Source organism: Roseateles sp. T103 (genome assembly GCF_057219915.1).
The window spans coordinates 1,151,851-1,177,474 of the sequence record NZ_JBXVVS010000001.1; the positions used below are offsets into that span (position 1 = coordinate 1,151,851).

A 25,624-nucleotide genomic window follows, 5' to 3' on the forward strand; every position below is an offset into this window, starting at 1 on the left:
GTCAGTCAGCCCCCAGAGCCTGGGCGCGACCGCCGCGGCGGCCGCGCATCAGGCCGGCCAGCCACGCCAGACCGCGCCACAGCATGCGGATGCCCAGCAGGGCCAGCAGCGCCTCGACGCCGGTCAGCACCGCGGCGAAGCCGACATTCCAGCGTTCGGCGCGGCGGCCGAACTTGGCGAACATGCGGTCCTTGGCGTTCTCGATGCTGTCGTAGAAGCTGGGCACCATCAGCAGGGTGAGCACCGTCGAGGTGATGGTGCCGCCGATGATGGCCACGGCCATGGGCCGGTAGAACTCGCCGCCCTCGCCCACGCCTATGGCCACCGGCAGCATGCCGGCGATCAGCGCGAAGGTGGTCATCATGATCGGGCGGAAGCGCTTGCGCCCGGCATGCATCAGCGCCTCCTCGCGCGGCACGCCCGCAGCCTCTTCGGCGCGCGCGGCGTCGAGCAGCAGGATCGCGTTCTTCGCCACCAGGCCGGCCAGCATGATGATGCCGATGAAGCTCATCAGGTTGAGCGTGCCCTTGGTCAGCAGCAGCGCGACCACCACGCCGATCAGCGACAGCGGCTGCGACAGCATCACGCCCAGCGGCGCGGTGAAGCTGCCGAACTGCATCACCAGGATCAGGTACATCAGGCCGATGCCGGAGATCAGGGCCACCGCCATCGCGCTGAAGACTTCCTGCTGGTCCTTGGACGAGCCGGCCAGCTCGATGCCGTAGCCGGGCGGGAAGCTCATCGCCTTGGCCAGCTTCATCGCGTCGGCCGTGACCTCGCCGGGCGAGCGCCCCTGCGCATTGGCCGACACCGCGATCATGCGCTTGCCGTTGGCGTGCTGGATCTTGGCCGGGCCCTTGCCCATGGTCACGCTGGCGATCTGCTCCAGCGGCACCATCGTGCCGCTGCCGGCCACGGTGATGGGCAGGCGCTCGATGGTGCTGGCATCGACGCGGTCGCTGGGATGCAGGCGCACTGCCACGTCGCGGGTCTCGCCGCTGGGATCGACCCAGTCACCGACCTCCACGCCGGCGAAGGCCACGCGCAGCGCCGTCGCGGCATCGCCCACCGAGATGCCCAGCGCATTGGCCAGTCCGCGGTTGAGCTCGATCTGCAGCTCGTCCTGCGGATCCTGCTCCGACAGGCCGACGTCTACCGCGCCCGGCACCTGGCGCAGCTTGGCCATGAACTCGTTGGCGATCTCCATCAGCTTGCGCGAGTCGGTGCCGGAGAAGCGGATCTGCACCGGCTTCTGCGCGCCGTTGTTCAGGTCTTCCAGCACCACGTACTCGGCACCGACCAGGCGCGAGATGCGTTGGCGCAGGTCTTGCGCGATCTCGGCGGCGCTGCGCTGGCGCTCGGTGCTCTTGCCCAGGTCCACATAGATGCGGCCGCCGCTGACGTTGACATTGCTGTTGGTCGCCTTCACCTCGGGAATCTCGCGCGCCAGCGAGGCTGCGGCCTCCATCTTCAGCTTGGCGTACTCGAGGTTGGAGCTGGCCGGCGTGCGCACCTCGACCGCGATGGTGCCGAAGTCCGACGAGGGCAGGAAGCTGGAGCCGCCGAACTTGGCCTGCAGCGCAATCGCCGCGACGAAGCTGGCCACCGCGAAGAAGGCCATCCAGCGCCGGTGATGCAGCGCCCAGGCGATGACGCGGCCGTAGCGGTCGGCCTGGTGGTCGAACCAGTCGTTGAAACGCTGCAGCAGCCGCGACAGGCCCTTCTTGGGCGCCGCATGATGTCCTGGCGGATCGCCCCAGTAGGCCGACAGCATGGGGTCAAGCGTGAAGCTGATCAGCAGGCTCACCAGCACCGAGGCGACGACGGTCAGGCCGAAGGGCCGGAACCATTCGCCCGACACGCCCGGCATGAAGGCCACCGGCACGAAGACAGCCACGATGGAAAAAGTGGTAGCCGCCACCGCCAGTCCGATTTCGGCCGTGCCCTGCAGCGCCGCGGTGAAGCGGTCGGCGCCGCGCTCCATATGCCGCACGATGTTCTCGCGCACCACGATGGCATCGTCGATCAGCACGCCGATCGCCAGCGACAGGCCCAGCAGGCTCATGAAGTTCAGCGTGAATCCGCAGGCCCAGACGGCAATGAAGGAGGCCACCACCGAGGTCGGCAGCGACAAGGCAGTGATCAGCGTCGAGCGCCAGGAGTTCAGGAACACGTAGACCACGGCGATGGTGAGACCGGCGCCGAAGACCAGCGCATGCACCACGTTGTCCAGACTGTTCTGCGCGTCCTTGCCGCCGTCCTGCGTCACCTCCAGTGTGGTGCCGGGCGGCAGGGTCTTGGCGATCTGCTCGGTGAGCTGGCGGATTTCCTTGGCGACCGACACGGTGGAGGCATCGCGCGAGCGAGTGACCGAGAGACCGACGTTGGGATGGCCGTTGCGCAGGCTCAGGCTTTGACGCTCGCCGAAGCCATCCTGGATGGTCGCCACCTGGCCCAGGCGCACCAGCTGCTCGCCGCTGCGCTTGACAACGATCTGCGCGAACTCGGCCGGCGACTCGATGCGACCCAGCAGCCGGATGCTCTGGTCCTGCAGATCGCCGCGCACCTTGCCGACCGGCGCGGTGGTGTTCTGGCTGCGCAACGCGGACACCACCTCGGTGACCGAGACATTGAACTCGCGCAGCTTCTGCGCATGCAGCAGCACCGAGAGCTCGCGGCTGAGCGCGCCATTGACATTGACGGTGGCGACGCCGCGCACGGCACGGAATTTGTCAGCCAGCTGGTCTTCGGCCAGGCGCGAGATCTCCGCATGGCTCAGCGTCGTCGAGGACAGCGCCAGCTGCATGATGGGCTGGGCGGCCGGGTCGATGCGCTGCAGCACTGGCTCGCGCATCTCCAGCGGCAGCTTGTGGCGCACCGCGGCGATCGCGTTGCGCACCTCGTCGGCCGCCTCGATCATGTTCTTGTCGAAGTTGAAGATCAGCACCAGCTGGGCGCTGCCGTCGCTGGCGGTGGCACGCACCTCGCTGACGCCGGAGATGCTCTGCAGCGACTTCTCGATGCGGTTGATGATCTCCCGCTCGGCGGTCTCGGGCGAGGCGCCAGGATAGGCAATGGCCACCACCAGCACCGGCTGCTCGACATCGGGAATCTGGTTGACGCGCAGCTTGGTGAGGGCCAGCAGACCCATCGCCATCAGCGCGACGATCAGCACGATCGTCGCGATCGGCTTCTTGACGCTGAAGTTGGAGAGGAACATCTCAGCGCTCCTTTGCGACCACGGACGCAGCCGTGCCGGCGGTCTTGGCCGCCCACTGCACGGCACGGCCATCGCTGAGCGTGCGGTTGGCATGGCGCAGCACCATGTCGCCTGGAGCCACGCCGGAGAGCACCAGATTCAAGCCCTGACGCTGATCGCGCTCGCCGAGCTTGACGGGCACCTTGGCCAGCTTGCCGTCCTGCACGCGCCAGACGAAGCTGAGGTCGCCTTCGCGCTGGATCGCGCGGTCCGGCAGCATCAGGGCGCTACTGCTCTGGCTGAGCACGCGACCTTCGGCATACAGCCCGGCGACGCCAGGCTGCTGTGCGCCGGCAAAGGACACCAGCACCTCGACCTGGCGGGTCTGGACATTGGCGGCTGCGGCAATGCGCTTGACCGTGCCCTGGAAGTCGGTCTGCGGATAGCCGTTGACCTTGAAGAACACCGTCTGGCCGGGCTTGAGCTCGGCCATGCGGTCTGCCGAGACCAGGCCTTCGAAACGCATGCTGCTCGGATCGATCACCTTGACCAGCTCCTTGCCGATCTGCGCGGTGTCGCCGGGCGAGACCTTGCGGTCGGCGACGACGCCGTCGAAAGGTGCACGCGTCTCGGTACGCTGCAGCTGCTGGCGGGCGGTGGCGACGCGGGCGCGCGCCGCGACCAGCTCGCTTTGCGCGTTGTTGCGACGGATCTCGGCATCCTCCATCGCCTGCATCGAGCTCATGCCCTGGGCCTGCAGCGTCCTCATGCGCTGGAATTGGCGCTCGGCCTGCTCGAAGCTCTGGTTGGCTGCGCGCTCCCCCTGCTCGGCCGAGGACAGGCTCTCGCGCAGCGCGCTGTCATCCAGACGCACCAGCAAGTCGCCGCGCTTCACCCGCTCACCGTTTTCCTTGTAGACCTGCAGCACCACCGCCTGCACTTCGGCACGCAGATCGGCACGCTTCTCGGGCTGGATGGAGCCCGTGATGACCGGACCGCTGGTGAACTCGGCCTTGCCCAGGGTCTGCACATCCTCTGGCGCCAGCAACAGCGCTTGCGCCTGGGCTGTGGCGGCACCGCCAGTCGCAGCAGCGCCGCCCGGTGACTTGCCGCAGGCAGCAAGCGTGCCGGTGAGTGCAAGCAGGATCAGCAGACGTGGGCGCAAGTTCATCGAAGGGACTCCCCGGGGCAATCGTTTGTGTGCGAGGCGCGGATGTTGCCACCGACGCCCAGGCGCGGACATCCCTCTTGCGACGAAGTGTCGGCAGTGGCGATCAGTGACGGATCAAGGGGATGAGTTGCAGCCTGCACCGGCGTCCCGGTCGGCCGCCAGCCGCCGCGCTATTGCAGCTTGCCGCCTGCGGGCAGCTCGGGCAGTGCGAGCACTTCGATGCCCTCCTCGACCAGGGCGCGCGCTTCTTCGGTACTGGCTCGTCCGCGGATGCCGCGCTCCTCAGCCTCGCCGTAGTGGATGCGACGCGCCTCCTCGGCGAAACGATCGCCCACATCCTCGGTGTTGGCCAGCGCGTCGCGCATCGCCTGCAGCGCCTTGCGCTGCAGCTGATGCATCAGTTGCTGTTGCACGGCCTCGGGGCTTGCCGGCGGCTCGGCCGGCGGCGCAGCGGCGACGCCGCTCTCGCGCAGACCCGAGACATTCAGGCGCGGCGCAGACGGCAGTCGCTTGACCTCGTGCTGGCCGCAGACAGGGCAGCTCAGCAGGCGGCGCTCGCGCTGCGCTTCATAGTCGTGCGCCGAGCCGAACCAGCCTTCGAAAAGATGCCCGTCGGCGCAGGAAAGGTTGAGCACCAGCATGGTGGCGGCATCATAGGGCCAGGGCTTCAGCCCTGTCGCGCATCGGTCTTGTGCCAGGCCAGCGGCCAGTGCCCAGACTGCCAGCGCGAAAGCCACAGCAGTCCGATCAGCGTCTTGGCATCGGTGAGCGCACCGGACGCTGCCAGTGCCTCCAGCTCCTCGGTGCTGTGCGTCACCAGGTCGAGGAATTCACCCTCGTCCAGGCGCCGCTTTCCAGGCTGCAGCCCACGCGCGAAGAAGATCTCGATGCGCTCGTCCGAGTACGCGATGGCGTTGTGCAGGACACCGGCATGGGCCCATTCGCGCGCCGTGTAGCCGGTCTCCTCGGCGAGTTCGCGCTGTGCGCAGGCCAGCGGCTCCTCCTGCGCATCGAGCTTGCCGGCCGGGAACTCCAGCATCACCCGCCCCATCGGATAGCGGTACTGGCGCTCGAGCAGCAGGCGTCCGTCATCGAGCACGGGCACGATCATCACCGCGCCGGGATGGACGATGTACTCGCGCCCAGCTTCGCTGCCATCGGGCAAGCGCACCAAGTCGCGACGCACATCCAGGAAGTGCCCGCGATAGACCTGGGTGGAGCTCAGGCCCCGTTCCTGAAGCCGGGCCAGTTCCTCGGGGTCCTGGCCGGCGACCGGCTCAATCGTCACCGCGATTGCGCCTCAGATAGCGCCACACGAAGCCGGGGAAACCCAGCGTGATGTAAAGGCACAGCACCGCGACGTAGAACTCCCAGCCTTGCGGCTGGCGCTGGCCCAGATGGGCCTCGAGCAGCTTGCCGGCGCCCACGCTGAGCACGGCCAGCAGCGTCAGCTCAAGCAGACGCCAGCCGAAGTTCTTGGGCTTCAGGCGGGGCCCGATCAGCAGCAAGCGCTCGCTGAGGTAAGGCAGATTGGCCGCCACCAGCATCAGCAGCAGCACCAGCCAGACTGCGGAAGACTGTGTCATTCGCCTGATCCCCTACTCGGTGTCACTGGCCCAGGGCCTTGATGGCCTGGGCGCACATGGCCATCAGGCCGCCGGGCAGCAGGCCAAAGAGCAGCACCGCCAGGCCGTTGATCGACAGCACCGCACGCATATCGGCCGGCGCCTGGAGGGCTTCGGTGTCCTGCGGCGCATCGAAGAACATGGTCTTGATGACACGCAGGTAGTAGAAGGCGCCGATCAGCGACATGACCACTGCCAGCACGGCCAGGTAGATGTAGAGGTCGTGGCCGGTGGCGACCAGGGCCTGCAGCACCGACAGCTTGGCGTAGAAGCCGGCGGTCGGCGGGATGCCGGCCAGAGACAGCATCAGCATGGTCATCACCAGCGCATACCAGGGACTGCGCTTGGCCAGGCCGGCCAGATCAGCCAGTTCCTCGGCTTCATGGCCGGGCCGCGAGAGCAGCAGGATGATGCCGAAGCTGCCCAGGGTGGTCATCACGTAGACCACCGCATAGAACATGGCCGAGCTGTAGGCATTGGTGGCAGGCGCCGAACTGCCGCCGATCACGCCGGCGGCCATGGCCAGCAGCATGAAGCCCATCTGCGCGATGGTCGAGTAGGCGAGCATGCGCTTGAGATTGGTCTGCGCGATGGCGGCGAGGTTGCCGACGACCAGCGAAACCACCGCGAGCACCAGCAGCATCTGCTGCCAGTCCACCGCCAGGTGGAACAGGCCCTCGACGAGCAGGCGCATCGTGATCGCGAACGCGGCCAGCTTGGGAGCAGCACCGATCAGCAGCGTCACCGGCGTCGGCGCGCCTTGGTAGACGTCGGGCACCCACATGTGGAATGGCGCGGCGCCCAGCTTGAAAGCCAGACCGGCGACGATGAAGACCACGCCGAAGACGAGCACCGACTTGTTGGGCTCGCCGCTGCCGATGACCTTGAGCACCTCGGGGATGGACAGTGTGCCGGTCGCGCCGTACATCATCGACAGGCCATACAGCAGGAAGCCGCTGGCCAGTGCGCCGAGCACGAAGTACTTCATCGCTGCCTCGGTCGACACGGCATGGTCACGCCGCAGTGCCACCAGTGCATACAGCGACAGGCTCATCACTTCGAGGCCGAGATAGACGACCAGGAAGTTCGAAGCCTGCAGCATCACGCTGATGCCCAGCAGCGTGAACAGGCTCAGCGTGAACAGCTCGCCCTTGAGCATGTCGCGGGCGGCGGCATAGGGACGCGCATAGACCAAGGTCACGAAGGTGGCGATGCAGGCGAAGAAGCCCAGCAGGTGACCCATCGGGTCTGCCACCACCATGCCCTGCATGCCGCGCAGGGTCTGGCCCTCGTTGAAGGCCAGCAGGTGCATGGCGCCGACGACCACCAGCGTGAGCTGGGTCAGCCAATAGGTGGGCTTGCGTTGCGGACAAGTGACCCACAGGTCGACCAGCGCGACGACGCAGGCCATGGTCAGCAGGACGATCTCGGGATAAACCGTGGGCCAATTCATGGTGTTCATCTCTCAGGGCCCTCAGTTCAGTTTGCTGACAGCCACATGCTTGAGCAACTCGGTGACCGAGGCATGCATCACATCGGTGAAGGGCTTGGGATAGACGCCCATCCAGATCACCGCAACGGCCAGGATGGCCAGCATGGTGAACTCGCGGGCATTGATGTCCTTGAGTTCACGCACATTGTCGTTGGTCACGTCGCCGAAATAGACGCGCTTGTACATCCACAGCGTGTAGGCAGCACCGAAGATCAGCGCCGTGGCGGCCAGCGCGCCGAGCCAGAAGTGGTACTGCACCGCGCCCAGGATCACCATCCATTCGCCGACGAAGCCGGCCGTGGCGGGCAGGCCGCAGTTGGCCATCGAGAACAGCAGCGCGAAGGCCGCGAACTTGGGCATGGTGTTGACCACGCCACCATAGGCCGAGATCTCGCGGCTGTGCACGCGGTCATACAGCACGCCGATGCACAGGAACATCGCACCGGAGACGAAGCCGTGCGAAATCATCTGCACCAGCGCGCCGGACATGCCCAGCTCGTTGTAGATGAAGAAGCCCAGCGTGACGAAGCCCATGTGCGCGATCGACGAATAGGCGACCAGCTTCTTCATGTCCTGCTGCACCAGTGCGACCAGGCCGATGTAGATCACCGCGATCAGCGACATCGCGATGATCAGCCAGTCGTAGGCCTGTGCCGCATCGGGAGCGATGGGCATGGAGAAGCGCAGGAAGCCATAGGCACCCAGCTTCAGCATGATCGCTGCCAGCACCACCGAGCCGCCGGTGGGCGCCTCCACGTGGGCATCCGGCAGCCAAGTGTGCACCGGCCACATCGGCACCTTGACCGCGAAGGCGGCAAAGAAGGCGAAGAACAGCAGCGTCTGCGCCGACATGGGCAGCGGCAGCTTGTGCCAAGTCAGGATGTCGAAGCTGCCACCCGACTTGACGTACAGGTAGAGCAGCGCGATCAGCATCAGCAGCGAGCCGGCCAGCGTGTAGAGGAAGAACTTGAAGGCGGCGTAGACACGACGCGGGCCGCCCCAGACGCCGATGATGATGTACATCGGGATCAGCGTGGCCTCGAAGAAGACGTAGAACAGCAGACCGTCCAGCGCCGCGAACACCCCGATCATCAGGCCGGAGAGGATCAGGAAAGCGCCCATGTACTGGTTGACGCGCTCCTCGATGACTTCCCAGGCGGCGATCACCACGATCACGGTGATGAAGGCCGTCAGCGGCACGAACCACATCGAGATGCCGTCGACGCCCAGGTGGTAGTTCACGTTGAAGCGCTCGATCCACGGCGCCTTCTCGACGAACTGCATCGCGGCCGTCGCGGTATCGAAACCGCTGATCAACGGCAGCGTCACGGCGAAGCTGGCAATGGCGGCGACGAGCGCCATCCAGCGCACGGCACCCGCGTTGTTGTCGCGCCCGAAGGCCAGCAGCACGAGGCCACTGACGATGGGCAACCAGATAGCGAGGCTAAGCAATCCCATTCTTGTTCTCCGCCCTGATCACAGACCCGCCAAGGCCTTGAATTGGGGCCCGATATAAGGCCAGAGCTTCCAGGTCATCAGGCCGATGACGCCCAGGATCATGACGAGGGCGTACCAGTAGAGGTGGCCGGTCTGCACGCGACGCACGATGGCGGCGATGCCGCCGACAGCGCGGGCCGAACCGTTGACGATGGCGCCGTCGATCAGGCCCTGGTCGCCACCCTTCCACAGGCCGAGGCCGATCAGGCGCGCGGCACGGGCAAGGATGTTCTCGTTGATCCAGTCCATGAAGTACTTGTTCTCCAGCACCACGATCAGCGGACGCAGCACGCGGGCGCAGGTGGCGGGAATGGACGGTGCGACCATGTAGAAGACATAGGCCGTCACCACGCCAGCCAGCGCCAGCCAGAACGGCAGCGTCTGCAGACCGTGCAGGGCCATCGCGCCGGCGCCATGGAAGTGCTCGGTCAGGTACTTCATTGCCTGGTGCGCATCGGTGTTGACGAAGATCGCATCCTTGAAGAAGTCGCCGAACAGCATCGGCTGGATCGTCATGAAGCCGATCACCACCGAGGGAATGGCCAGCAGCAGCAGCGGCGCCGTGACCACCCAGGGCGACTCGTGCGGCTCGTGGTGCTCGTCGTCATGACCATGGTGGTCATGCTCGCCCGGGAAGGGCTTGTGGTGGAAGTTTTCCTTGCCGTGGAAGACCAGGAAGTACATGCGGAAGGAGTAGAAGGCGGTCACGAACACGCCTGCGACCACTGCGAAGTAGGCAAAGCCTGCCCCCGGCAGATGGCTGGCGCCAACCGCGAGGATGATCGAGTCCTTCGAATAGAAGCCCGAGAACAGCGGCGTGCCGATCAGGGCCAGCGAGCCCAGCAAGGAGGTGATCCAGGTGATGGGCATGTACTTGCGAAGTCCGCCCATATTGCGGATGTCCTGATCGTGGTGCATGCCCATGATCACCGAGCCCGCGCCGAGGAACAGCAGCGCCTTGAAGAAGGCATGCGTCATCAGGTGGAACACCGCCACAGAGTAGGCCGAGGCGCCCAGCGCCACGGTCATGTAGCCCAGCTGCGAGAGCGTGGAATAGGCGACGACGCGCTTGATGTCGTTCTGGATGATGCCCAGGAAGCCCATGAACAGCGCGGTGATCGCGCCGATCACCAGCACGAAGTTCAACGCCGTGTCCGACAGCTCGAACAGCGGGCTGAAGCGGGCCACCATGAAAATGCCGGCCGTCACCATGGTGGCGGCGTGGATCAGCGCGGAGATCGGTGTCGGACCTTCCATCGAGTCCGGCAGCCAGACATGCAGCGGGAACTGTGCGCTCTTGCCCATCGCGCCGATGAACAGGCAGATGCAAGCCACCGTCAGCATCATCCAGTCGCTGCCCCACAGCGGCAGGTTGAACTTGATCTGCGAGAGCTCGCCGGCCTTGGCGAAGGTTTCGGTGTAGTTCAGCGAACCGCCGTAGGCCACCAGCAGGCCGATGCCGAGGATGAAGCCGAAGTCGCCAACACGGTTGACCAGGAAGGCCTTCATATTGGCGAAGATCGCCGTCGGCTTCTTGTACCAGAAGCCAATCAGCAGGTAGGACACCAGACCCACGGCCTCCCAGCCGAAGAACAGCTGCAGCATGTTGTTGCTCATCACGAGCATCAACATCGAGAAGGTGAACAGCGAGATGTAGGCGAAGAAGCGCTGGTAGCCCGGGTCCTCTTCCATGTAGCCGATGGTGTAGATGTGCACCATCAGCGACACGAAGGTCACCACGCACATCATCATCGCGGTGAGGCCGTCGACCAGGAAGCCGACCTCCATCTTCAGCCCGCCGAGCACCATCCACTCGTAGATGGTGGCGTTGAAGCGCGCACCGTCGACGGCCACGGACTTCAGCGTCATTGCCGAGATGATGAAGGCCACCAGCACGCCCAGGATGGTCACCCAGTGCGACAGGCGTCGGCCGATCTGCTGGCCGAACAGGCCGGCGACGATGGCTCCGGCCAGGGGTGCCAGCGGCACCGCCAGCAGCATGTTCTGAGAAAGTTGTGCAGACATGGTGTGTTCGCCTCGTCGTCAGCCCTTCAAGGCGTCCAGTTCTTCCACATTGATGCTGGCGCGGTTGCGGAACAGCACGACCAGGATGGCCAGGCCGATCGCCGACTCGGCGGCAGCGACGGTCAGGATGAAGAACACGAACACCTGCCCTGCCATGTCGCCCAGGTAGTGCGAGAAGGCGACGAAGTTCAGGTTGACCGCCAGCAGCATCAACTCGATCGCCATCAGCAGCACGATCAGGTTCTTGCGGTTCAAGAAGATGCCGATCACCGACAGCGCGAACAGGATCGCGCCCAGCGTGAGGAAATGTCCCAGAGTCAGTCCGGCCATGATCACGCGGCTCCCTTGCTGTTGTCCTCAGCGGACGGCGCAGTCGGCGCCTCCACCGTCGGCGCCACCTTGACGATGCGCAGCCGGTCTTCCTTCTTGACGCGCACCTGCTCGGACGGATCCTGGTATCGCGAGTCCTTGCGTCGACGCAGGGTCAGCGCGATCGCTGCGATGATGCCCACCAGCAGCAGCACCGCCGCGATCTGCAGCGGGTACAGGTAGTGGGTGTAGATCTCGATGCCCAGCATCTTGCTGTTGCCGAGCTTGGCGGCCGTCGGACTCAACTCGGGCGCGGTGCTGACGCGGAAACCGCTCATCAGGATCGCGGCCATCTCCAGCGCAATCAGGGCGCCGACGAAGCCGGCCAGCGGCAGGTGGGTCCAAAAGCCCTCACGCACACGGTCGGAATTGACGTCGAGCATCATCACGACAAAGAGGAACAGCACCATCACGGCGCCGATATAGACCAGCACCAGGGCAATGGCGAGGAACTCGACCTTGAGCAGCATCCACAGGCAGGAGCCGGTGAAGAAGGCCAGGATCAGGAACAGGGCCGACTGCACCGTGTTGCGCGCGGTGATCACGCGGAACGAGGCGCCGAGCAGCACGGCCGAGAAGAAGTAGAAGAGCGCGGTAGTGGTGTCCATGCGATTCCTGCAGGCACGGCTTTCGCGTAGCCCGGTCGATGCGACCGGGTCGTCGCGTCAGCGGTACTTGGCGTCGGCCTCCTTGTTGGCAGCGATCTGCTTCTCGTAGCGGTCGCCGACGGCCAGCAGCATCTCCTTGGTGAAGTACAGATCGCCGCGCTTCTCGCCGTGGTACTCGAAGATGTCCGTCTCCACGATGGAGTCGACCGGGCAGCTCTCCTCGCAGAAGCCGCAGAAGATGCACTTGGTCAGGTCGATGTCATAGCGCGTCGTACGGCGCGAGCCGTCGTCCCGCACATCGGACTCGATGGTGATCGCCATCGCCGGGCAGACTGCCTCGCAGAGCTTGCAGGCGATGCAGCGCTCTTCGCCGTTCTCGTAGCGGCGCAATGCGTGCAGACCGCGGAAGCGCGGCGACAGCGGCGTCTTCTCTTCCGGGAACTCGATCGTGATGTTGCGCGACAGGAAATGCCGGCCGGTCAGGGCCATGCCCTTGAACAGCTCGGTGAGCATGAAGCTCTTGATGAAGTCTTTGAACATGACGGCTTTACTTCCAGATGTTCAGCGGCGTTTGCATCCACAGGCCGACGACCACCAGCCAGATCAGGGTGACCGGGATGAAGATCTTCCAACCCAGACGCATGATCTGGTCGTAGCGGAAGCGCGGGAAGGTGCAGCGGACCCAGAGGAACAGGGTCACGACGATGAAGGTCTTGCCGAACAGCCAGGCCCAGTTCCACAGCGGCATCGTGGCCTCGATGAAGGCCGGTGTCTCCATGCCCAGCAGGCTCCAGGAGATCGGTGCACTCCAGCCACCCAGGAACATGATCACGGCCAGCGCAGACACCAGAATCATGTTGGCGTACTCGGCGAGGAAGAACATCGCGAAGGACATGCCCGAGTACTCGATCATGTGGCCGGCGACGATCTCGGACTCACCCTCGACCACGTCGAAGGGGTGGCGGTTCGTCTCGGCCAGACCCGAGATGAAGTACACGACGAACACTGGCAGCAGCGGGAGCCAGTTCCACGACAGGAAGTTCAGCCCCATGTCGGCGAACATGCCCTGCTCCTGCGAGCGCACGATGTCGCTCATGTTCAGGCTGCCGGTCACCATCAGCACGATGACCAGCGCGAAGCCCATCGCGATCTCGTAAGACACCATCTGCGCCGAGGCTCGCAGCGCGCCAAGGAAGGCGTACTTCGAGTTGGATGCCCAGCCGGCGATGATCACGCCGTAGACCTCCAGCGAGGTGATCGCCATCAGGAACAGCAGGCCGGCATTGACATTGGCCACTGCGGCATCCGGGCCGAACGGAATCACCGCCCAGGCTGCCAGCGCCGGCATGATGGTCATGATGGGGCCGAGGTAGAACAGGCCCCGGTTGGCGGCGCTGGGCAGGATGATCTCCTTGAAGATCAGCTTGACCGCGTCTGCGATCGGCGTCAGCAGACCATAGGGTCCGACGCGGTTCGGACCCGGACGGATCTGCGACCAGCCGATGGCCTTGCGCTCCCACAAGGTCAGGTAGGCCACGCACAGCATCAGCGGCGCCAGCACTGCGACGATCTTCAGCAGCGACCAGACAACGGGCCAGGCACCGCCCATCAGCGCACTGCCGGATTGGTAGAGGGTGTCGATCATGATTCGGTTCCTCGCCTCAGGCCTTGCTCACGTTCAGCGTGCCGAACATGGCACCCAGCGCAGCGGTTTCGCTCAGGCCGGCCGGCACGCGCACCGCGTCGGCAGCCAGGCTGGCATCGAGCACGGCAGGCAGTTCGGCAGTGCCGGCGCCGTCCTGCGCAATGCGGACCTGGTCACCGTCCTTTAGACCGAGCTGAGTCCACAGCGCCTGCGGAATGCCGGCCACCGCGGACCGACGAGCATCCGTCGTCAGCTGCAGCGAGCTGGCGCGACGCACCAGCGAATCGGCGGCGTAGATGGGTACCGGGCTCAGGCGCTGCAGTCCGGCCGGCGCGACCGCCACAGCAGCGGCAGCCTGCGTCTCGTTGCTCAGGCGTGCGCTCAGATCGGCGTCGACACCCAGAGCTTCGTTGCGCACCTGCTCGGAGGTTTCGTAGCCGAAGCCTTCGAGGCCGAGCAGATTGCCCAGCACACGCAGCAACTTCCAGCCAGGACGAGTGTCGCCCAGCGCCTTGACCACGCCGACGAAGCTCTGCGCGCGGCCCTCGGCGTTGACGAAGGTACCCGAGGTCTCGGTGAACGGCGCGATCGGCAGCAGCACGTCCGCATAGTCCATGCCGGCCTTGAAGGCGCTCATCACGACGACCATCTCGGCGGCGTCCAGCGACTTGGCAGCGGCAGCGGGGTTGGCGGCGTCGAGCAGCGGATCGGTATCGAGCAGCAGCAGTGCCTTCAGGCCGCCGTCGCCCAACATGCGTCCGGCGTCCAGACCGCCCTGCCCCGGCAGCGCGTCGACCAACTGTGCGCCAACGGTATTGGCGGCTTCGCTCAGGTAGCCGACGCTTGCGCCGGTCTGCGCGGCGATCCAGTTCGCCAGCGCGAGCAGCGCCCCCGCCTGCGGATGCTGTGCGGCGGCATTGCCGAGCAGGATGGCTTTGCTCTGGCCTGACAGCAGCGCCTTCGCGATAGCTTGTGCTTCGGCGGTGGCCTGACCGGCCGTGGGAGCCGCCGCGCCGGTCGAGGCCGCGACGGCGGCCGCCACATCGGCCAGGGCCTGGGCCCAGGCAGCCGGCGCGGCAGTGATGCGCGCAGCCACCGGCATGGCCCAGTCTTCCGCTGAGGCGTTGATGCTGAGAACCTTTGCACCATGTCGCGCCGCCTGACGCAGGCGCTGCGCGAACAGCGGGTGATCCTTACGCAGGAAGGAGCCGACGACCAGCGCGCGATCCAGCGTGGACAGCGACTCGATCGAGCGACCCAGCCACTGCGCCTTGCCCGCGGCGGCGCGGTTGCCGAAGTCGGCATGGCGCAGGCGGTGGTCGATGTTCTGGCTGCCCAGGCCGCGCACCAGGCGAGTCAGCAGGTGCAGTTCCTCAATGGTGGCATGCGCGGAGCCCAGCGCGCCGATCGCACCGGCACCATGCTGGGCTTTGATCTGATTCAGCCCGTTGGCCACGTACTCGAGCGCAGTCGTCCAGTCGACAGGCTTCCACTGGCCGCCCTGCTTGATCATCGGCTGGGTCAGGCGGGCGTCGCTGTTCAGCGACTCATAGGAGAAGCGGTCGCGGTCGGCGATCCAGCATTCGTTCACGGCCTCGTTCTCCAGCGGAACGACGCGCATCACCTTGTTGTTCTTGACCTGCACGACGAGGTTCGCACCGGTCGAGTCGTGCGGGCTGACGCTCTTGCGGCGCGACAACTCCCAGGTGCGGGCGCTGTAGCGGAAGGGCTTGCTGGTCAGCGCGCCGACCGGACAGATGTCGATCATGTTGCCCGACAGCTCGGAGTCGACGGTGCGACCGACGAAGGTCTGGATCTCGCTGTGCTCGCCGCGGTGGGCCATGCCCAGCTCCATCACACCGGCGATCTCCTGACCGAAGCGCACGCAGCGGGTGCAGTGGATGCAGCGGCTCATCTCCTCCATGGAGACCAGCGGACCGACGTTCTTGTGGAAGACCACGCGCTTTTCTTCGGCGTAGCGCGACTTGCTCGCACCGTAGCCGACGGCCAGGTCCTGCAACTGGCACTCGCCGCCCTGATCGCAGATCGGGCAGTCCAGCGGGTGATTGATGAGCAGGAACTCCATCACGCCCTGCTGCGCCTTCACCGCACGCTCGCTCTTGGTCCGCACGATCATGCCCTGCGTCACCGGCGTGGCGCAGGCCGGCAGCGGCTTGGGCGCCTTCTCCACTTCCACCAGGCACATGCGGCAGTTGGCGGCGATGGAGAGCTTCTTGTGATAGCAGAAGTGCGGGATGTAGGTACCGGCCTTCTCGGCAGCATGCATGACCATGCTGCCCTCGAGAACCTCTACCTTCTTGCCGTCGAGTTCGATTTCAACCATAGCTTGTCCTGGCTTGTGTCCTGCTCCGACGCTTAGGCCGCCACCAGGGCCTTCTTGTGTTCGATGTAGTGCACGAACTCGTGCTTGAAGTGCTTGACCATCGCACGCACCGGCATCGCGGCCGCGTCACCTAAAGCGCAGATCGTGCGCCCCTGGATGTTGTCGGCCACCGAGTTCAGCAGCTCGATGTCTTCCGGGCGACCCTGCCCGTTGGCAATGCGCTCGATCACGCGGTGCATCCAGCCCGTACCTTCGCGGCAGGGCGTGCACTGTCCGCAGGATTCGTGGGCATAGAAGTAGGACAGTCGCAGCAGGCTCTTCACCATGTCGCGCGAGTCATCCATCACGATCACCGCACCCGAGCCCAGCATCGAGCCCGCCTTGGCAATGGAGTCATAGTCCATCGTGCACTGCATCATGATGTCCGCCGGCAGTACCGGAGCAGACGAGCCGCCCGGGATCACTGCCTTGAGCTTGCGGCCGGTGCGCACGCCGCCAGCCAGCTCAAGCAGCGTGGAAAACGGCGTGCCCAGCGGAACCTCGTAGTTGCCGGGCTTGTTGACATCGCCAGAGACCGAGAAGATCTTCGTGCCACCGTTGTTGGGCTTACCAATCTCCAGATAAGCCTGGCCGCCATTGCGGATGATCCAGGGCACTGCGGCGAAGGTCTCGGTGTTGTTGATCGTCGTGGGCTTGCCGTAGAGACCGAAGCTGGCCGGAAACGGCGGCTTGAAGCGCGGTTGGCCCTTCTTGCCTTCCAGCGATTCGAGCAGCGCGGTTTCCTCGCCGCAGATATAGGCGCCGAAGCCATGGTGCGCATGCAGCTGGAAGCTGAAATTGCTGCCCATGATGTTGTCGCCCAGGTAGCCGGCGGCACGGGCCTCTTCCAGCGCGGCCTCGAAGCGCTCGTAGGCTTCGAAGATCTCGCCGTGGATGTAGTTGTAGCCGACCGTGATACCCATCGCGTAGGCGGCGATCGCCATGCCTTCGATGACGATGTGCGGGTTGTGCATCAGGATCTCGCGGTCCTTGCAGGTGCCCGGCTCGCCTTCGTCCGAGTTGCACACCAGGTACTTCTGGCCCGGGAACTGGCGCGGCATGAAGCTCCACTTCAGGCCGGTCGGAAAGCCTGCACCGCCACGGCCGCGCAGGCCGGAGTTCTTCACCTCGGCGATCACCTGATCGGCGGTCAGCGGTGCGCCGTCGGCCGTGCCCTCGCCTTTGAGGATCTTGCGCAGCGCCGCGTAGCCGCCGCGTGCCTCGTAGTCCTTCAGGCTCCAGTTCTTGCCGTTCAGGCCGGCATAGATCTGCGGGCCGATGTGGCGATCGTGGAAACAGGTCTCGTCACCCGTCGCTTGAAACTTGGAGAGATCCAGCATGCTCGTGACCTCAGTTCTTCTTCTCGGCGGCGGCATGCGCCTTGAGCGTATCCAGCAACTCGTCCAGACGCTGCTCGCTCATGAAGCTGCACATCTGGCGGTCGTTGACCAGCAGCACCGGTGCGTCGGCGCAGGCGCCCAGGCACTCGCTCTTCTGCACGGTGAACAGGCCGTCAGCCGTCGTGCCGCCCTCCTCGATGCCCAGCTTGCCGCACAGGTGGTCGAGTGCGCTCTGGCCGTCACGCAGCTGGCACGGCAGGTTCGCGCAGACGGTCAGCTTGAACTTGCCCAGGCGCTGCTGGTTGTACATGTTGTAGAAGGTCGTGACCTCGTACACCGCGATGGGTGGCATGCCGAGATAGGCGGCGATCACGTCCTCGGCCTCGCGCGAGACGAAGCCCTCTTCCTGCTGCACGATGGACAGGCAGGCCATCACGGCCGACTGGCGCTGGTCGGCCGGGTACTTCGCGACCTCGCGGTCGAAGCGCGCCCGGGTGGCGTCGCTGAGTTGGTATGCGGAGCTGCTCATCGTGCGGCACTCAACGGTCGATTTCACCGAAAACAATGTCCATCGTGCCGATCACGGCGACGGCGTCGGCAATCATGTGGCCGCGCGACATCTCGTCCAGACCGGCCAGATGCGGGAAGCCCGGAGCGCGGATCTTCAGGCGGTAAGGCTTGTTGGCGCCATCGCTGACGATGTAGATGCCGAACTCGCCCTTCGGGTGCTCCACCGCGGCGTAGGCCTCGCCCTCTGGGACCCGGAAGCCTTCGCTGAAGAGCTTGAAGTGATGGATCAGCTCTTCCATGTTCGACTTCATGCCCACGCGCGACGGCGGCGCTACCTTGTGGTTGTCGGTGATCACCGGGCCGGGGTTGGCACGCAGCCAGTCCACGCACTGCTTGATGATGCGATTGGACTGGCGCATCTCCTCGACGCGCACCACGTAGCGGTCGTAGGTGTCGCCATTGGTACCGACCGGGATGTCGAAGTCCATCTTGGCGTAGACATCGTAGGGCTGGGTCTTGCGCAGATCCCAGGGGATGCCCGAGCCGCGCAGCATTGCGCCGGTGAAGCCCATGTTCAGCGCCCGCTCCGGCGTAACGACGCCGATGCCCACAGTGCGCTGCTTCCAGATGCGGTTGTCGGTGAGCAGGGTCTCGTACTCGTCGACGATGGCCGGGAAGCGGCGCGTGAAGTCGTCGATGAAGTCCAGCAGCGAGCCCGAACGGTTCTCGTTGAGCTTGGCGATGGTCTTCGCGTTCTTGATCTTGCTGACCTTGTACTGCGGCATGCTGTCCGGCAGGTCACGGTAGACGCCGCCCGGACGGAAGTAGGCCGCGTGCATGCGAGCACCCGACACCGCCTCGTACATGTCGAACAGATCCTCACGCTCACGGAAGCAGTAGATGAGGATGTTCATCGCGCCGCAGTCCATGCCGTGGCAGCCCAGCCAGAGCAGGTGGTTCAGCAGGCGAGTGATCTCGCCGAACATCACGCGGATGTACTGCGCACGCTCGGGCACCTCGATGCCCAGCATCTTCTCGATCGCCAGGCAGTAGGCATGCTCGTTGGACATCATCGACACGTAGTCGAGGCGGTCCATATAGGGCAGCGACTGGATGAAGGTCTTGCTCTCGGCCAGCTTCTCGGTGGCGCGGTGCAGCAGGCCGATGTGCGGGTCGGCGCGCTGGATGACTTCGCCGTCCAGCTCGAGCACCAGGCGCAGCACGCCGTGTGCTGCGGGATGCTGGGGACCAAAGTTCAGGGTGTAGTTCTTGATTTCGGCCATGGATCAGGGCTCCCGCTGGGCCGTCCCGAGGGAGGCCTGCGCCCCCGCGGGGGGCAGCGAACGAAGGTGAGCGTGGGGGTCGATCATTTACAGCCCGCCGTAGTTTTCTTCGCGGATGACGCGCGGCGTGATCTCGCGCGGCTCGATGGTCACCGGCTGGTAGATCACGCGCTTGGTCTCGGGGTCATAGCGCATCTCGACATGGCCCGACGTCGGGAAGTCCTTGCGCATCGGATGGCCGATGAAGCCGTAGTCCGTCAGGATGCGGCGCAGGTCGTCGTGACCCTCGAAGATGATGCCGTACATGTCGAAGGCTTCGCGCTCGAACCAGTTGGCCGAGTTCCACACCGGCGTGACCGAGGCCACTTGCGGGAAGTCGTCGTCGGCCGCGAACACCTTCAGGCGCAGGCGCCAGTTCTTGGCGACCGAAAGCAGGTGCGTGGCGACGGCAAAGCGCGGGCCTTCATAGCCGCCATTGCCGTAGGCGCTGTAGTCCAGGCCGCAGAGGTCGATCAGCTGCTCGAACTTCAGCTCGGCATGGTCGCGCAGCGTCTGCGCGACGGCGTAGTAGTCGGCGGGCGAGACGGTGATGGTGATCTCGTCGAGCGCGCGCTTGAGGTTCTGGATCTTGCCGCCCAGCGCCGCTTCCAGCGCTGCTTGCAGGGTATCGAGTTTGCTCATGGATGCCGGACCTTCTTAGCGGGCGATCGTGTTTTCGCGCCGGATCTTGGCCTGCAGCTGCAGGATGCCGTAGAGCAGCGCCTCCGCAGTCGGCGGACAGCCGGGCACATAGACGTCCACCGGCACGATGCGGTCGCAGCCGCGCACCACCGAGTAGCTGTAGTGGTAGTAGCCGCCACCATTGGCGCAGGAGCCCATCGAAAGCACCCAGCGCGGCTCGGCCATCTGGTCGTAGACCTTGCGCAGCGCCGGCGCCATCTTGTTGCACAGCGTGCCGGCGACGATCATCAGGTCCGACTGACGCGGACTCGGACGGAACAGCATGCCGAAACGGTCGATGTCGTAGCGCGCCGCACCGGCGTGCATCATTTCCACCGCGCAGCAGGCCAGACCAAAGGTCATCGGCCACAGCGAACCGGTTTTAGACCAGTTCATCAGCTTGTCCACCGACGTGGTGACGAAGCCTTCCTTCAAAACGCCTTCGATGCCCATGAGCTTTGCCTTCGAGTCAGCAGTGCATTCTTATTCCCAGTCCAGGGCGCCCTTTTTCCACTCGTAGACAAAGCCCACGACCAGAATGCCCAGGAAGATCATCATGGCCCAGAAACCGGTGGGACCGATTTCGCGCAAAGCCACGGCCCAAGGGAACAGAAACGCGATTTCCAGATCAAACAGAATGAACAGAATTGCGACGAGGTAGTAGCGCACGTCGAACTTCATCCGCGCATCTTCGAATGCCTCGAAGCCGCACTCGTAGGGCGAGTTCTTCGCCGCATCCGGTCGGTTGGGGCCCACCAAGTAACCCAGCACCTGAGGCGCAATGCCAACAAAGGCACCTACGAGGATGAAAAGGATGACGGGGAGGTATTGCTCTAGATTCATGCTCGCCGCTCTTCGACTGTCCACACCCGACACCATGACGGAATCGAGCAACACAAAAGGAACGGGCGCGCCGCCAGCGAATCACTTCGCTCACGGACCGCGCCCGCTATGTGCCCCGCAACGACACTGCCGTCACGACAGGGCGCTTCGACTGACATTCTGCCGATCTCCAACCTGCAGACACCGGCGAAATTGCCAGCCGATTGCTTTGTTTGGTGCCGACGGCGAGACTCGAACTCGCACAGCTTTCGCCACTACCCCCTCAAGATAGCGTGTCTACCAATTTCACCACGTCGGCTCTGTTATGAGCTGCCCAGATCGCATGAGGTTTGCCCCCTAGACAGCCTCAAATTCTATACCGGTTTTTCGCTGCCCCAGAGAGATCCGAACCCAAAACTTTGATCTTTCTCATCAGGGCGAGGCACACCGTTGCGCAGCCCACCCAATGCGAGCGTCAAGCTCAGTTCGAGGCCGCCGACGCTGCCACCGGCGCAGCCATGCCGGGGATCGCTGCTGCACCAGAAGCGGCCGCACCGGGCGCAGCCAGCGGCTTATCGAGCACCGACTCCTGCTGCGGGCTCGCTTCACCGCCACGATGGTTGGCCATGAATGCCAGGGCCAGGGTGCAGACGAAGAACAGGGTCGCAGCGACCGCCGTGCTGCGCGACAGGAAGTTGGCGCTGCCGGTAGCACCAAACAGGCTGCCAGATGCGCCACTGCCAAAGGAGGCCCCCATATCGGCGCCCTTGCCATGCTGCACCAGCACCAGACCGATGATGGCCAACGCGCTCAGCAGTTGCACGACCAGCACCAGGTTCATCAACACTTGCATCTCGAACTCTCCAGTTTCTTTCTGTCTATCTCTTCAAACGATCTCAGATCGCGGCACGGCAGATCGCCGAGAAGTCCGCAGCCTTCAGTGCAGCTCCGCCAATCAGCCCACCATCGATATCGGGCTGCGCGAACAGAGTGGCCGCGTTGTCGGGCTTGACGCTGCCGCCGTAGAGAATGCGCATTGCATCGGACTTCTGTGTCGCCGCGGCAAGCAGCTTGCGCAGCACGGCATGCACCGATTGCGCCTGTTCGGGCGTGGCAGTCAGACCAGTGCCGATGGCCCACACCGGCTCGTAGGCGACGACGATCTCGCCGATGCAGTGCGTCAGCGTGTGGATCACCGCCGAGAGCTGGCGCTTGACGACCGCCTCGGTCTGCCCGGCCTCGCGCTCGGCCAGCGTCTCGCCGACACAGACGATGGGCGTCACGCCATGCGCCAGCGCAGCCTTGGCCTTGTCGGCAACGAGTTGATCGCTCTCCTGGTGATAAGCACGCCGCTCGGAGTGGCCAACGATCACGTAACGGCAGCCAATATCGGCCAGCATCGCCGACGAGACCTCACCCGTGTAGGCGCCCTGCTCGTGCGCCGAGCAGTCCTGCGCGCCGTAGGCGATCTGCGTGCCGGTCAGCGCCAGCGCGGTCTCGGTGATGTACGGGAAAGGCACGCAGACAGCCACATCTGCCGTCCACGGACCGGCTTCCTTGAGCCCGCTGAGCAGCAGGCTGTTGGCGGCACGGTTGCCATGCATCTTCCAATTGCCGACCACCAGTTTCTTGCGCATTGCTCTTGCCTCTTCTCGTGTTCTTTCAATTGTTCCAAGTCAGCACGATCTTGCCGACATGCGCGCCGGACTCCATCAGCGCATGAGCCTCGGCGGCCTGGCTGGCCGGCAAGGTCCGGTAGATCACCGGAGCGATCTTGCGTGCCTCCAGCAGCGGCCAAACCTTCTCGCGCAACGCCCTCGCGATGCCCGCCTTGAAGTCCACCGGGCGCGGACGCAACGTCGAACCAGTGATGGTCAGACGCCGACGCAGCACCTGACCCGCATCGAAGCCAGCCTTGATGCCTCCCTGCACCGCGATGATCACCGCACGACCGTCATCGGCGAGGCATTCGACATTGCGGGCCACGTAATCGCCCGCCACCATGTCGAGGATCACGTCGACGCCGCGGCCCCCGGTGGCAGCCTTGGCTTCGGCGACGAAGTCCTGTTCGCGGTAGTTGATCGCCACATCGGCACCCAGCTCTAGACAGGCGGCGGCTTTCGCAGCGCTACCCACTGTCACCAGCACGCGCGCGCCGAAGGCCTTAGCCAGCTGGATCGCCGTCACGCCGATGCCGCTGCTGCCACCATGTACCAGCAGGCTCTCACCGGGCTGCAGCCGCGCACGATCGAAGACATTGCTCCACACGGTGAAGAAGGTCTCCGGCAGGCTCGCCGCCTCGGCCATGCTCCAGCCAGCCGGCACCGGCAGGCACTGCACGACCGGCGCCACGCAGCGCTCGGCATAAGCGCCGCCAGCGACCAGCGCGCATACGGCGTCGCCGATCTTGAAGCCGACCTCGGCCAGCGCCTGAACGTCGCCGGCGACGATGCGGCCGGCCACTTCGAGGCCGGGCAGATCGCTGGCGCCGGCCGGCGGCGGATAGGCACCCTTGCGCTGCAGCACGTCCGGGCGGTTGATGCCATAGGCCTCGACCGCGATCAGACATTCGCCCGCGCCGGCTTGCGGCTCGGCGCGTTCGATCAGCTGCAGCACCTCGGGTCCACCCGGGCGCGTGATGGCAATCGCCTTCATCGACAGATGACGGGCTCGATTACTCGGCAGCGCCCTGTTCCGCTGCCGGAGCAGCAGGAGCCGGAGCTGCGTCGCGGTCGATCAGCGCCTTCATCGACAGCTTGATGCGACCCTTCTCGTCGGTCTCGAGCACCTTGACCTTGACGATCTGGCCTTCGGTCAGGAAGTCGGTGACCTTCTCGACACGCTGGTGAGCGATCTGGCTGATATGCAGCAGACCGTCCTTGCCGGGCAGCAGATTGACCAGGGCACCGAAGTCCAGGATCTTGGTGATCGGGCCTTCGTAGACCTTGCCCACCTCGACTTCGGCGGTGATCTCCTCGATACGCTTCTTGGCCAGCTCGGCGCGGGCGCCATCGGTGGAGGCGATGGTGATGGTGCCGTCCTCGGCGATATCGATCGTCGTGCCGGTCTCTTCGGTCAGCGCACGAATGGTGGCGCCGCCCTTGCCGATCACATCGCGGATCTTCTCCGGATTGATCTTCATCGTGTACAGGCGGGGCGCGAACTCCGACACCTCGGTCTTCGCGCCGCTGACGGCCTCGACCATCTTGCCCAGGATGTGCATGCGCGCTTCCTTGGCCTGGGCCAGCGCGACCTGCATGATTTCCTTGGTGATGCCCTGGATCTTGATGTCCATCTGCAGGGCGGTCACACCGGCGGTCGTGCCGGCCACCTTGAAGTCCATGTCACCGAGGTGATCTTCGTCTCCCAGGATGTCCGTCAGCACGGCGAAGCGGTTGCCATCCTTGATCAGACCCATGGCGATGCCGGCCACATGCGCCTTCATCGGCACTCCAGCGTCCATCAGCGCCAGGCAGCCACCGCAAACCGAAGCCATCGACGAGGAGCCGTTGGACTCGGTAATTTCCGAGACCACGCGCAGCGAGTACGGGAAGTCTTCCTTGCTCGGCAGCAGCGGCACCAGGGCGCGCTTGGCCAGACGGCCATGGCCGATTTCGCGACGCTTGGGGCTACCCACGCGACCGGTCTCGCCGGTGGCGAACGGAGGCATGTTGTAGTGGAACATGAAGCGGTCTTCGAACTCGCCGGCCAGCGCATCGATCTTCTGCGCATCGCGGTCGGTGCCCAGCGTGGCGACCACCAGAGCCTGCGTCTCGCCGCGGGTGAACAGCGCCGAGCCGTGGGTGCGCGGCAGCACGCTGTTGCGGATCTCGATGGCGCGCACGGTGCGCGTGTCGCGACCGTCGATGCGCGGTTCGCCGGCCAGGATCTGGCCACGCACGATGCGCGCCTCGATCTCGAACAGCAAACCGTCGACCTCGACGCCGTCGAACTCGACGCCTTCGGCCTTCAGCGTGTCCTTGACCTTGGCATAGGCCTCGCGGCAAGCTTGGGTACGGGCCTGCTTGGAGCGGATCTGGTAGGCCGCACGCAGCGCCGGCTCGGCCAGTTCGGTGACCTTGGCGATGAAGGGTTCGTTCTTGGCCGGAGCCTTCCAGTCCCACACCGGCTTGCCGGCGTCACGCACCAGTTCATGGATGGCGTTGATGGCGATATTGCCCTGCTCGTGGCCGAAGACCACAGCACCCAGCATCACCTCTTCGCTCAGTTGGTCGGCCTCCGACTCCACCATCAGCACGGCAGCCTCGGTGCCGGCGACGACCAGATCCATCTTCGAATTGGCCAGTTCGGTCTTGCCCGGGTTCAGCACGTACTCGCCGTTGACATAGCCCACGCGAGCAGCACCGATAGGGCCGTTGAACGGAATGCCCGAAACGGACAGCGCGGCCGAGGTGGCGATCATCGCGGCGATGTCAGCCTGAACCTCGGGGTTCAACGACAGCACATGCACGACGACCTGCACTTCATTGAAGAAGCCTTCCGGGAACAGCGGGCGGATCGGACGGTCAATCAGGCGACTGGTCAGCGTCTCCAGCTCGCTGGGACGGCCTTCACGCTTGAAGAAGCTGCCGGGGATCTTGCCGGCAGCATAGGTCTTCTCGATGTAGTCGACGGTCAGCGGGAAGAAATCCTGGCCGGCCTTCGCCTCGCTCTTGGCCACGACGGTAGCCAGCACCACGGTGCCTTCGATGTCGACTACGACAGCGCCGCTGGATTGGCGGGCAATTTCGCCCGTTTCCATCTTGACGCTATGCGGGCCCCACTGGAAAGTCTTGGTGACCTTGTTGAACATGCTCATGTTCGATTCCTCTCTTGGTTGACGGCCGCTTGCGGTGCGGCCCTGACCGGGAGCGGAGCTGGGTTTGGCGGTCTGCCATTCCAGCAGCAGGCCGCTTGCCCACTGCTGGAATGACA

Annotated in this window: 23 protein-coding genes and 1 tRNA gene; all 24 read right to left on the reverse strand. The window is 64.9% G+C overall.

Features of this window, described 5'->3' with window-relative positions:
• Nucleotide 1: 1 nt before the first annotated feature.
• Nucleotides 2-3,220 (reverse strand): efflux RND transporter permease subunit, encoded by a 3,219-nt coding sequence (locus AC2EBS_RS04990; RefSeq protein WP_484727259.1) that lies wholly within the window; start codon nucleotides 3,218-3,220, stop codon nucleotides 2-4.
• A gap of 1 nt (nucleotide 3,221) precedes the next feature.
• Nucleotides 3,222-4,370 carry an efflux RND transporter periplasmic adaptor subunit gene (locus tag AC2EBS_RS04995; protein WP_484727260.1) on the reverse strand — a complete coding sequence of 383 codons (1,149 nt, stop codon included), beginning with the start codon at nucleotides 4,368-4,370 and terminating at the stop codon, nucleotides 3,222-3,224.
• Between the two features lie 170 nt (nucleotides 4,371-4,540).
• On the reverse strand, nucleotides 4,541-5,011 hold the full coding sequence (locus AC2EBS_RS05000) for a DUF1178 family protein (protein ID WP_484727261.1): 471 nt from the start codon (nucleotides 5,009-5,011) through the stop codon (nucleotides 4,541-4,543).
• Nucleotides 5,012-5,037: 26 nt separating this feature from the next.
• The gene (locus AC2EBS_RS05005; protein WP_484727569.1) at nucleotides 5,038-5,652 is read right to left on the reverse strand and encodes an NUDIX domain-containing protein; all 615 of its coding nucleotides are present in this window, start codon (nucleotides 5,650-5,652) and stop codon (nucleotides 5,038-5,040) included.
• Nucleotides 5,648-5,956 carry a DUF2818 family protein gene (locus tag AC2EBS_RS05010; RefSeq protein WP_484727262.1) on the reverse strand — a complete coding sequence of 103 codons (309 nt, stop codon included), beginning with the start codon at nucleotides 5,954-5,956 and terminating at the stop codon, nucleotides 5,648-5,650. Before AC2EBS_RS05010 ends, AC2EBS_RS05005 begins: the two co-directional genes overlap by 5 nt.
• 22 nt (nucleotides 5,957-5,978) lie before the next feature.
• Nucleotides 5,979-7,457 (reverse strand): NADH-quinone oxidoreductase subunit NuoN, encoded by a 1,479-nt coding sequence (nuoN, locus tag AC2EBS_RS05015; protein ID WP_484727263.1) that lies wholly within the window; start codon nucleotides 7,455-7,457, stop codon nucleotides 5,979-5,981.
• 12 nt (nucleotides 7,458-7,469) lie between these two features.
• On the reverse strand, nucleotides 7,470-8,945 hold the full coding sequence (locus tag AC2EBS_RS05020) for an NADH-quinone oxidoreductase subunit M (protein WP_484727264.1): 1,476 nt from the start codon (nucleotides 8,943-8,945) through the stop codon (nucleotides 7,470-7,472).
• 18 nt (nucleotides 8,946-8,963) lie between these two features.
• The gene (gene nuoL / locus AC2EBS_RS05025; RefSeq protein WP_484727265.1) at nucleotides 8,964-11,009 is read right to left on the reverse strand and encodes an NADH-quinone oxidoreductase subunit L; all 2,046 of its coding nucleotides are present in this window, start codon (nucleotides 11,007-11,009) and stop codon (nucleotides 8,964-8,966) included.
• Between the two features lie 18 nt (nucleotides 11,010-11,027).
• Nucleotides 11,028-11,339 carry an NADH-quinone oxidoreductase subunit NuoK gene (gene nuoK / locus AC2EBS_RS05030; RefSeq protein ID WP_484727266.1) on the reverse strand — a complete coding sequence of 104 codons (312 nt, stop codon included), beginning with the start codon at nucleotides 11,337-11,339 and terminating at the stop codon, nucleotides 11,028-11,030.
• A gap of 2 nt (nucleotides 11,340-11,341) precedes the next feature.
• A complete protein-coding gene (locus AC2EBS_RS05035; protein WP_484727267.1) occupies nucleotides 11,342-11,986 on the reverse strand; it encodes an NADH-quinone oxidoreductase subunit J in 645 nt (214 codons plus the stop codon).
• Nucleotides 11,987-12,043: 57 nt separating this feature from the next.
• Complete coding sequence (gene nuoI, locus AC2EBS_RS05040) at nucleotides 12,044-12,526, reverse strand: NADH-quinone oxidoreductase subunit NuoI (protein ID WP_484727268.1); 483 nt, start codon at nucleotides 12,524-12,526, stop codon at nucleotides 12,044-12,046.
• 7 nt (nucleotides 12,527-12,533) lie between these two features.
• Complete coding sequence (gene nuoH, locus AC2EBS_RS05045; RefSeq protein WP_484727269.1) at nucleotides 12,534-13,631, reverse strand: NADH-quinone oxidoreductase subunit NuoH; 1,098 nt, start codon at nucleotides 13,629-13,631, stop codon at nucleotides 12,534-12,536.
• Nucleotides 13,632-13,647: 16 nt separating this feature from the next.
• Nucleotides 13,648-15,975, reverse strand: coding sequence for an NADH-quinone oxidoreductase subunit NuoG (gene nuoG, locus AC2EBS_RS05050; protein WP_484727270.1), 2,328 nt, complete (start codon nucleotides 15,973-15,975; stop codon nucleotides 13,648-13,650).
• Nucleotides 15,976-16,007: 32 nt separating this feature from the next.
• Entirely contained in the window at nucleotides 16,008-17,354 is a 1,347-nt protein-coding gene (gene nuoF / locus AC2EBS_RS05055) for an NADH-quinone oxidoreductase subunit NuoF (RefSeq protein ID WP_484727271.1), read from the reverse strand.
• A 10-nt stretch (nucleotides 17,355-17,364) separates the two neighbouring features.
• Nucleotides 17,365-17,883 carry an NADH-quinone oxidoreductase subunit NuoE family protein gene (locus AC2EBS_RS05060; protein WP_484727272.1) on the reverse strand — a complete coding sequence of 173 codons (519 nt, stop codon included), beginning with the start codon at nucleotides 17,881-17,883 and terminating at the stop codon, nucleotides 17,365-17,367.
• Nucleotides 17,884-17,893: 10 nt separating this feature from the next.
• Nucleotides 17,894-19,147 carry an NADH-quinone oxidoreductase subunit D gene (locus AC2EBS_RS05065; protein ID WP_484727273.1) on the reverse strand — a complete coding sequence of 418 codons (1,254 nt, stop codon included), beginning with the start codon at nucleotides 19,145-19,147 and terminating at the stop codon, nucleotides 17,894-17,896.
• An 87-nt stretch (nucleotides 19,148-19,234) separates the two neighbouring features.
• Nucleotides 19,235-19,828: an NADH-quinone oxidoreductase subunit C gene (locus tag AC2EBS_RS05070; protein ID WP_484727274.1), complete on the reverse strand. Its 594-nt coding sequence runs from the start codon at nucleotides 19,826-19,828 to the stop codon at nucleotides 19,235-19,237.
• A gap of 15 nt (nucleotides 19,829-19,843) precedes the next feature.
• The gene (locus tag AC2EBS_RS05075; protein ID WP_484727275.1) at nucleotides 19,844-20,320 is read right to left on the reverse strand and encodes a NuoB/complex I 20 kDa subunit family protein; all 477 of its coding nucleotides are present in this window, start codon (nucleotides 20,318-20,320) and stop codon (nucleotides 19,844-19,846) included.
• Between the two features lie 30 nt (nucleotides 20,321-20,350).
• A complete protein-coding gene (locus AC2EBS_RS05080; RefSeq protein WP_484727276.1) occupies nucleotides 20,351-20,710 on the reverse strand; it encodes an NADH-quinone oxidoreductase subunit A in 360 nt (119 codons plus the stop codon).
• Nucleotides 20,711-20,923: 213 nt separating this feature from the next.
• A tRNA-Leu gene (locus tag AC2EBS_RS05085) sits at nucleotides 20,924-21,008 on the reverse strand.
• Between the two features lie 162 nt (nucleotides 21,009-21,170).
• Nucleotides 21,171-21,542 carry a preprotein translocase subunit SecG gene (gene secG / locus AC2EBS_RS05090; RefSeq protein WP_484727277.1) on the reverse strand — a complete coding sequence of 124 codons (372 nt, stop codon included), beginning with the start codon at nucleotides 21,540-21,542 and terminating at the stop codon, nucleotides 21,171-21,173.
• A gap of 43 nt (nucleotides 21,543-21,585) precedes the next feature.
• On the reverse strand, nucleotides 21,586-22,326 hold the full coding sequence (tpiA, locus tag AC2EBS_RS05095) for a triose-phosphate isomerase (RefSeq protein WP_484727278.1): 741 nt from the start codon (nucleotides 22,324-22,326) through the stop codon (nucleotides 21,586-21,588).
• A gap of 25 nt (nucleotides 22,327-22,351) precedes the next feature.
• On the reverse strand, nucleotides 22,352-23,344 hold the full coding sequence (locus AC2EBS_RS05100) for an NAD(P)H-quinone oxidoreductase (protein ID WP_484727279.1): 993 nt from the start codon (nucleotides 23,342-23,344) through the stop codon (nucleotides 22,352-22,354).
• Between the two features lie 19 nt (nucleotides 23,345-23,363).
• The gene (pnp, locus tag AC2EBS_RS05105; RefSeq protein WP_484727280.1) at nucleotides 23,364-25,508 is read right to left on the reverse strand and encodes a polyribonucleotide nucleotidyltransferase; all 2,145 of its coding nucleotides are present in this window, start codon (nucleotides 25,506-25,508) and stop codon (nucleotides 23,364-23,366) included.
• Nucleotides 25,509-25,624 lie beyond the last annotated feature (116 nt).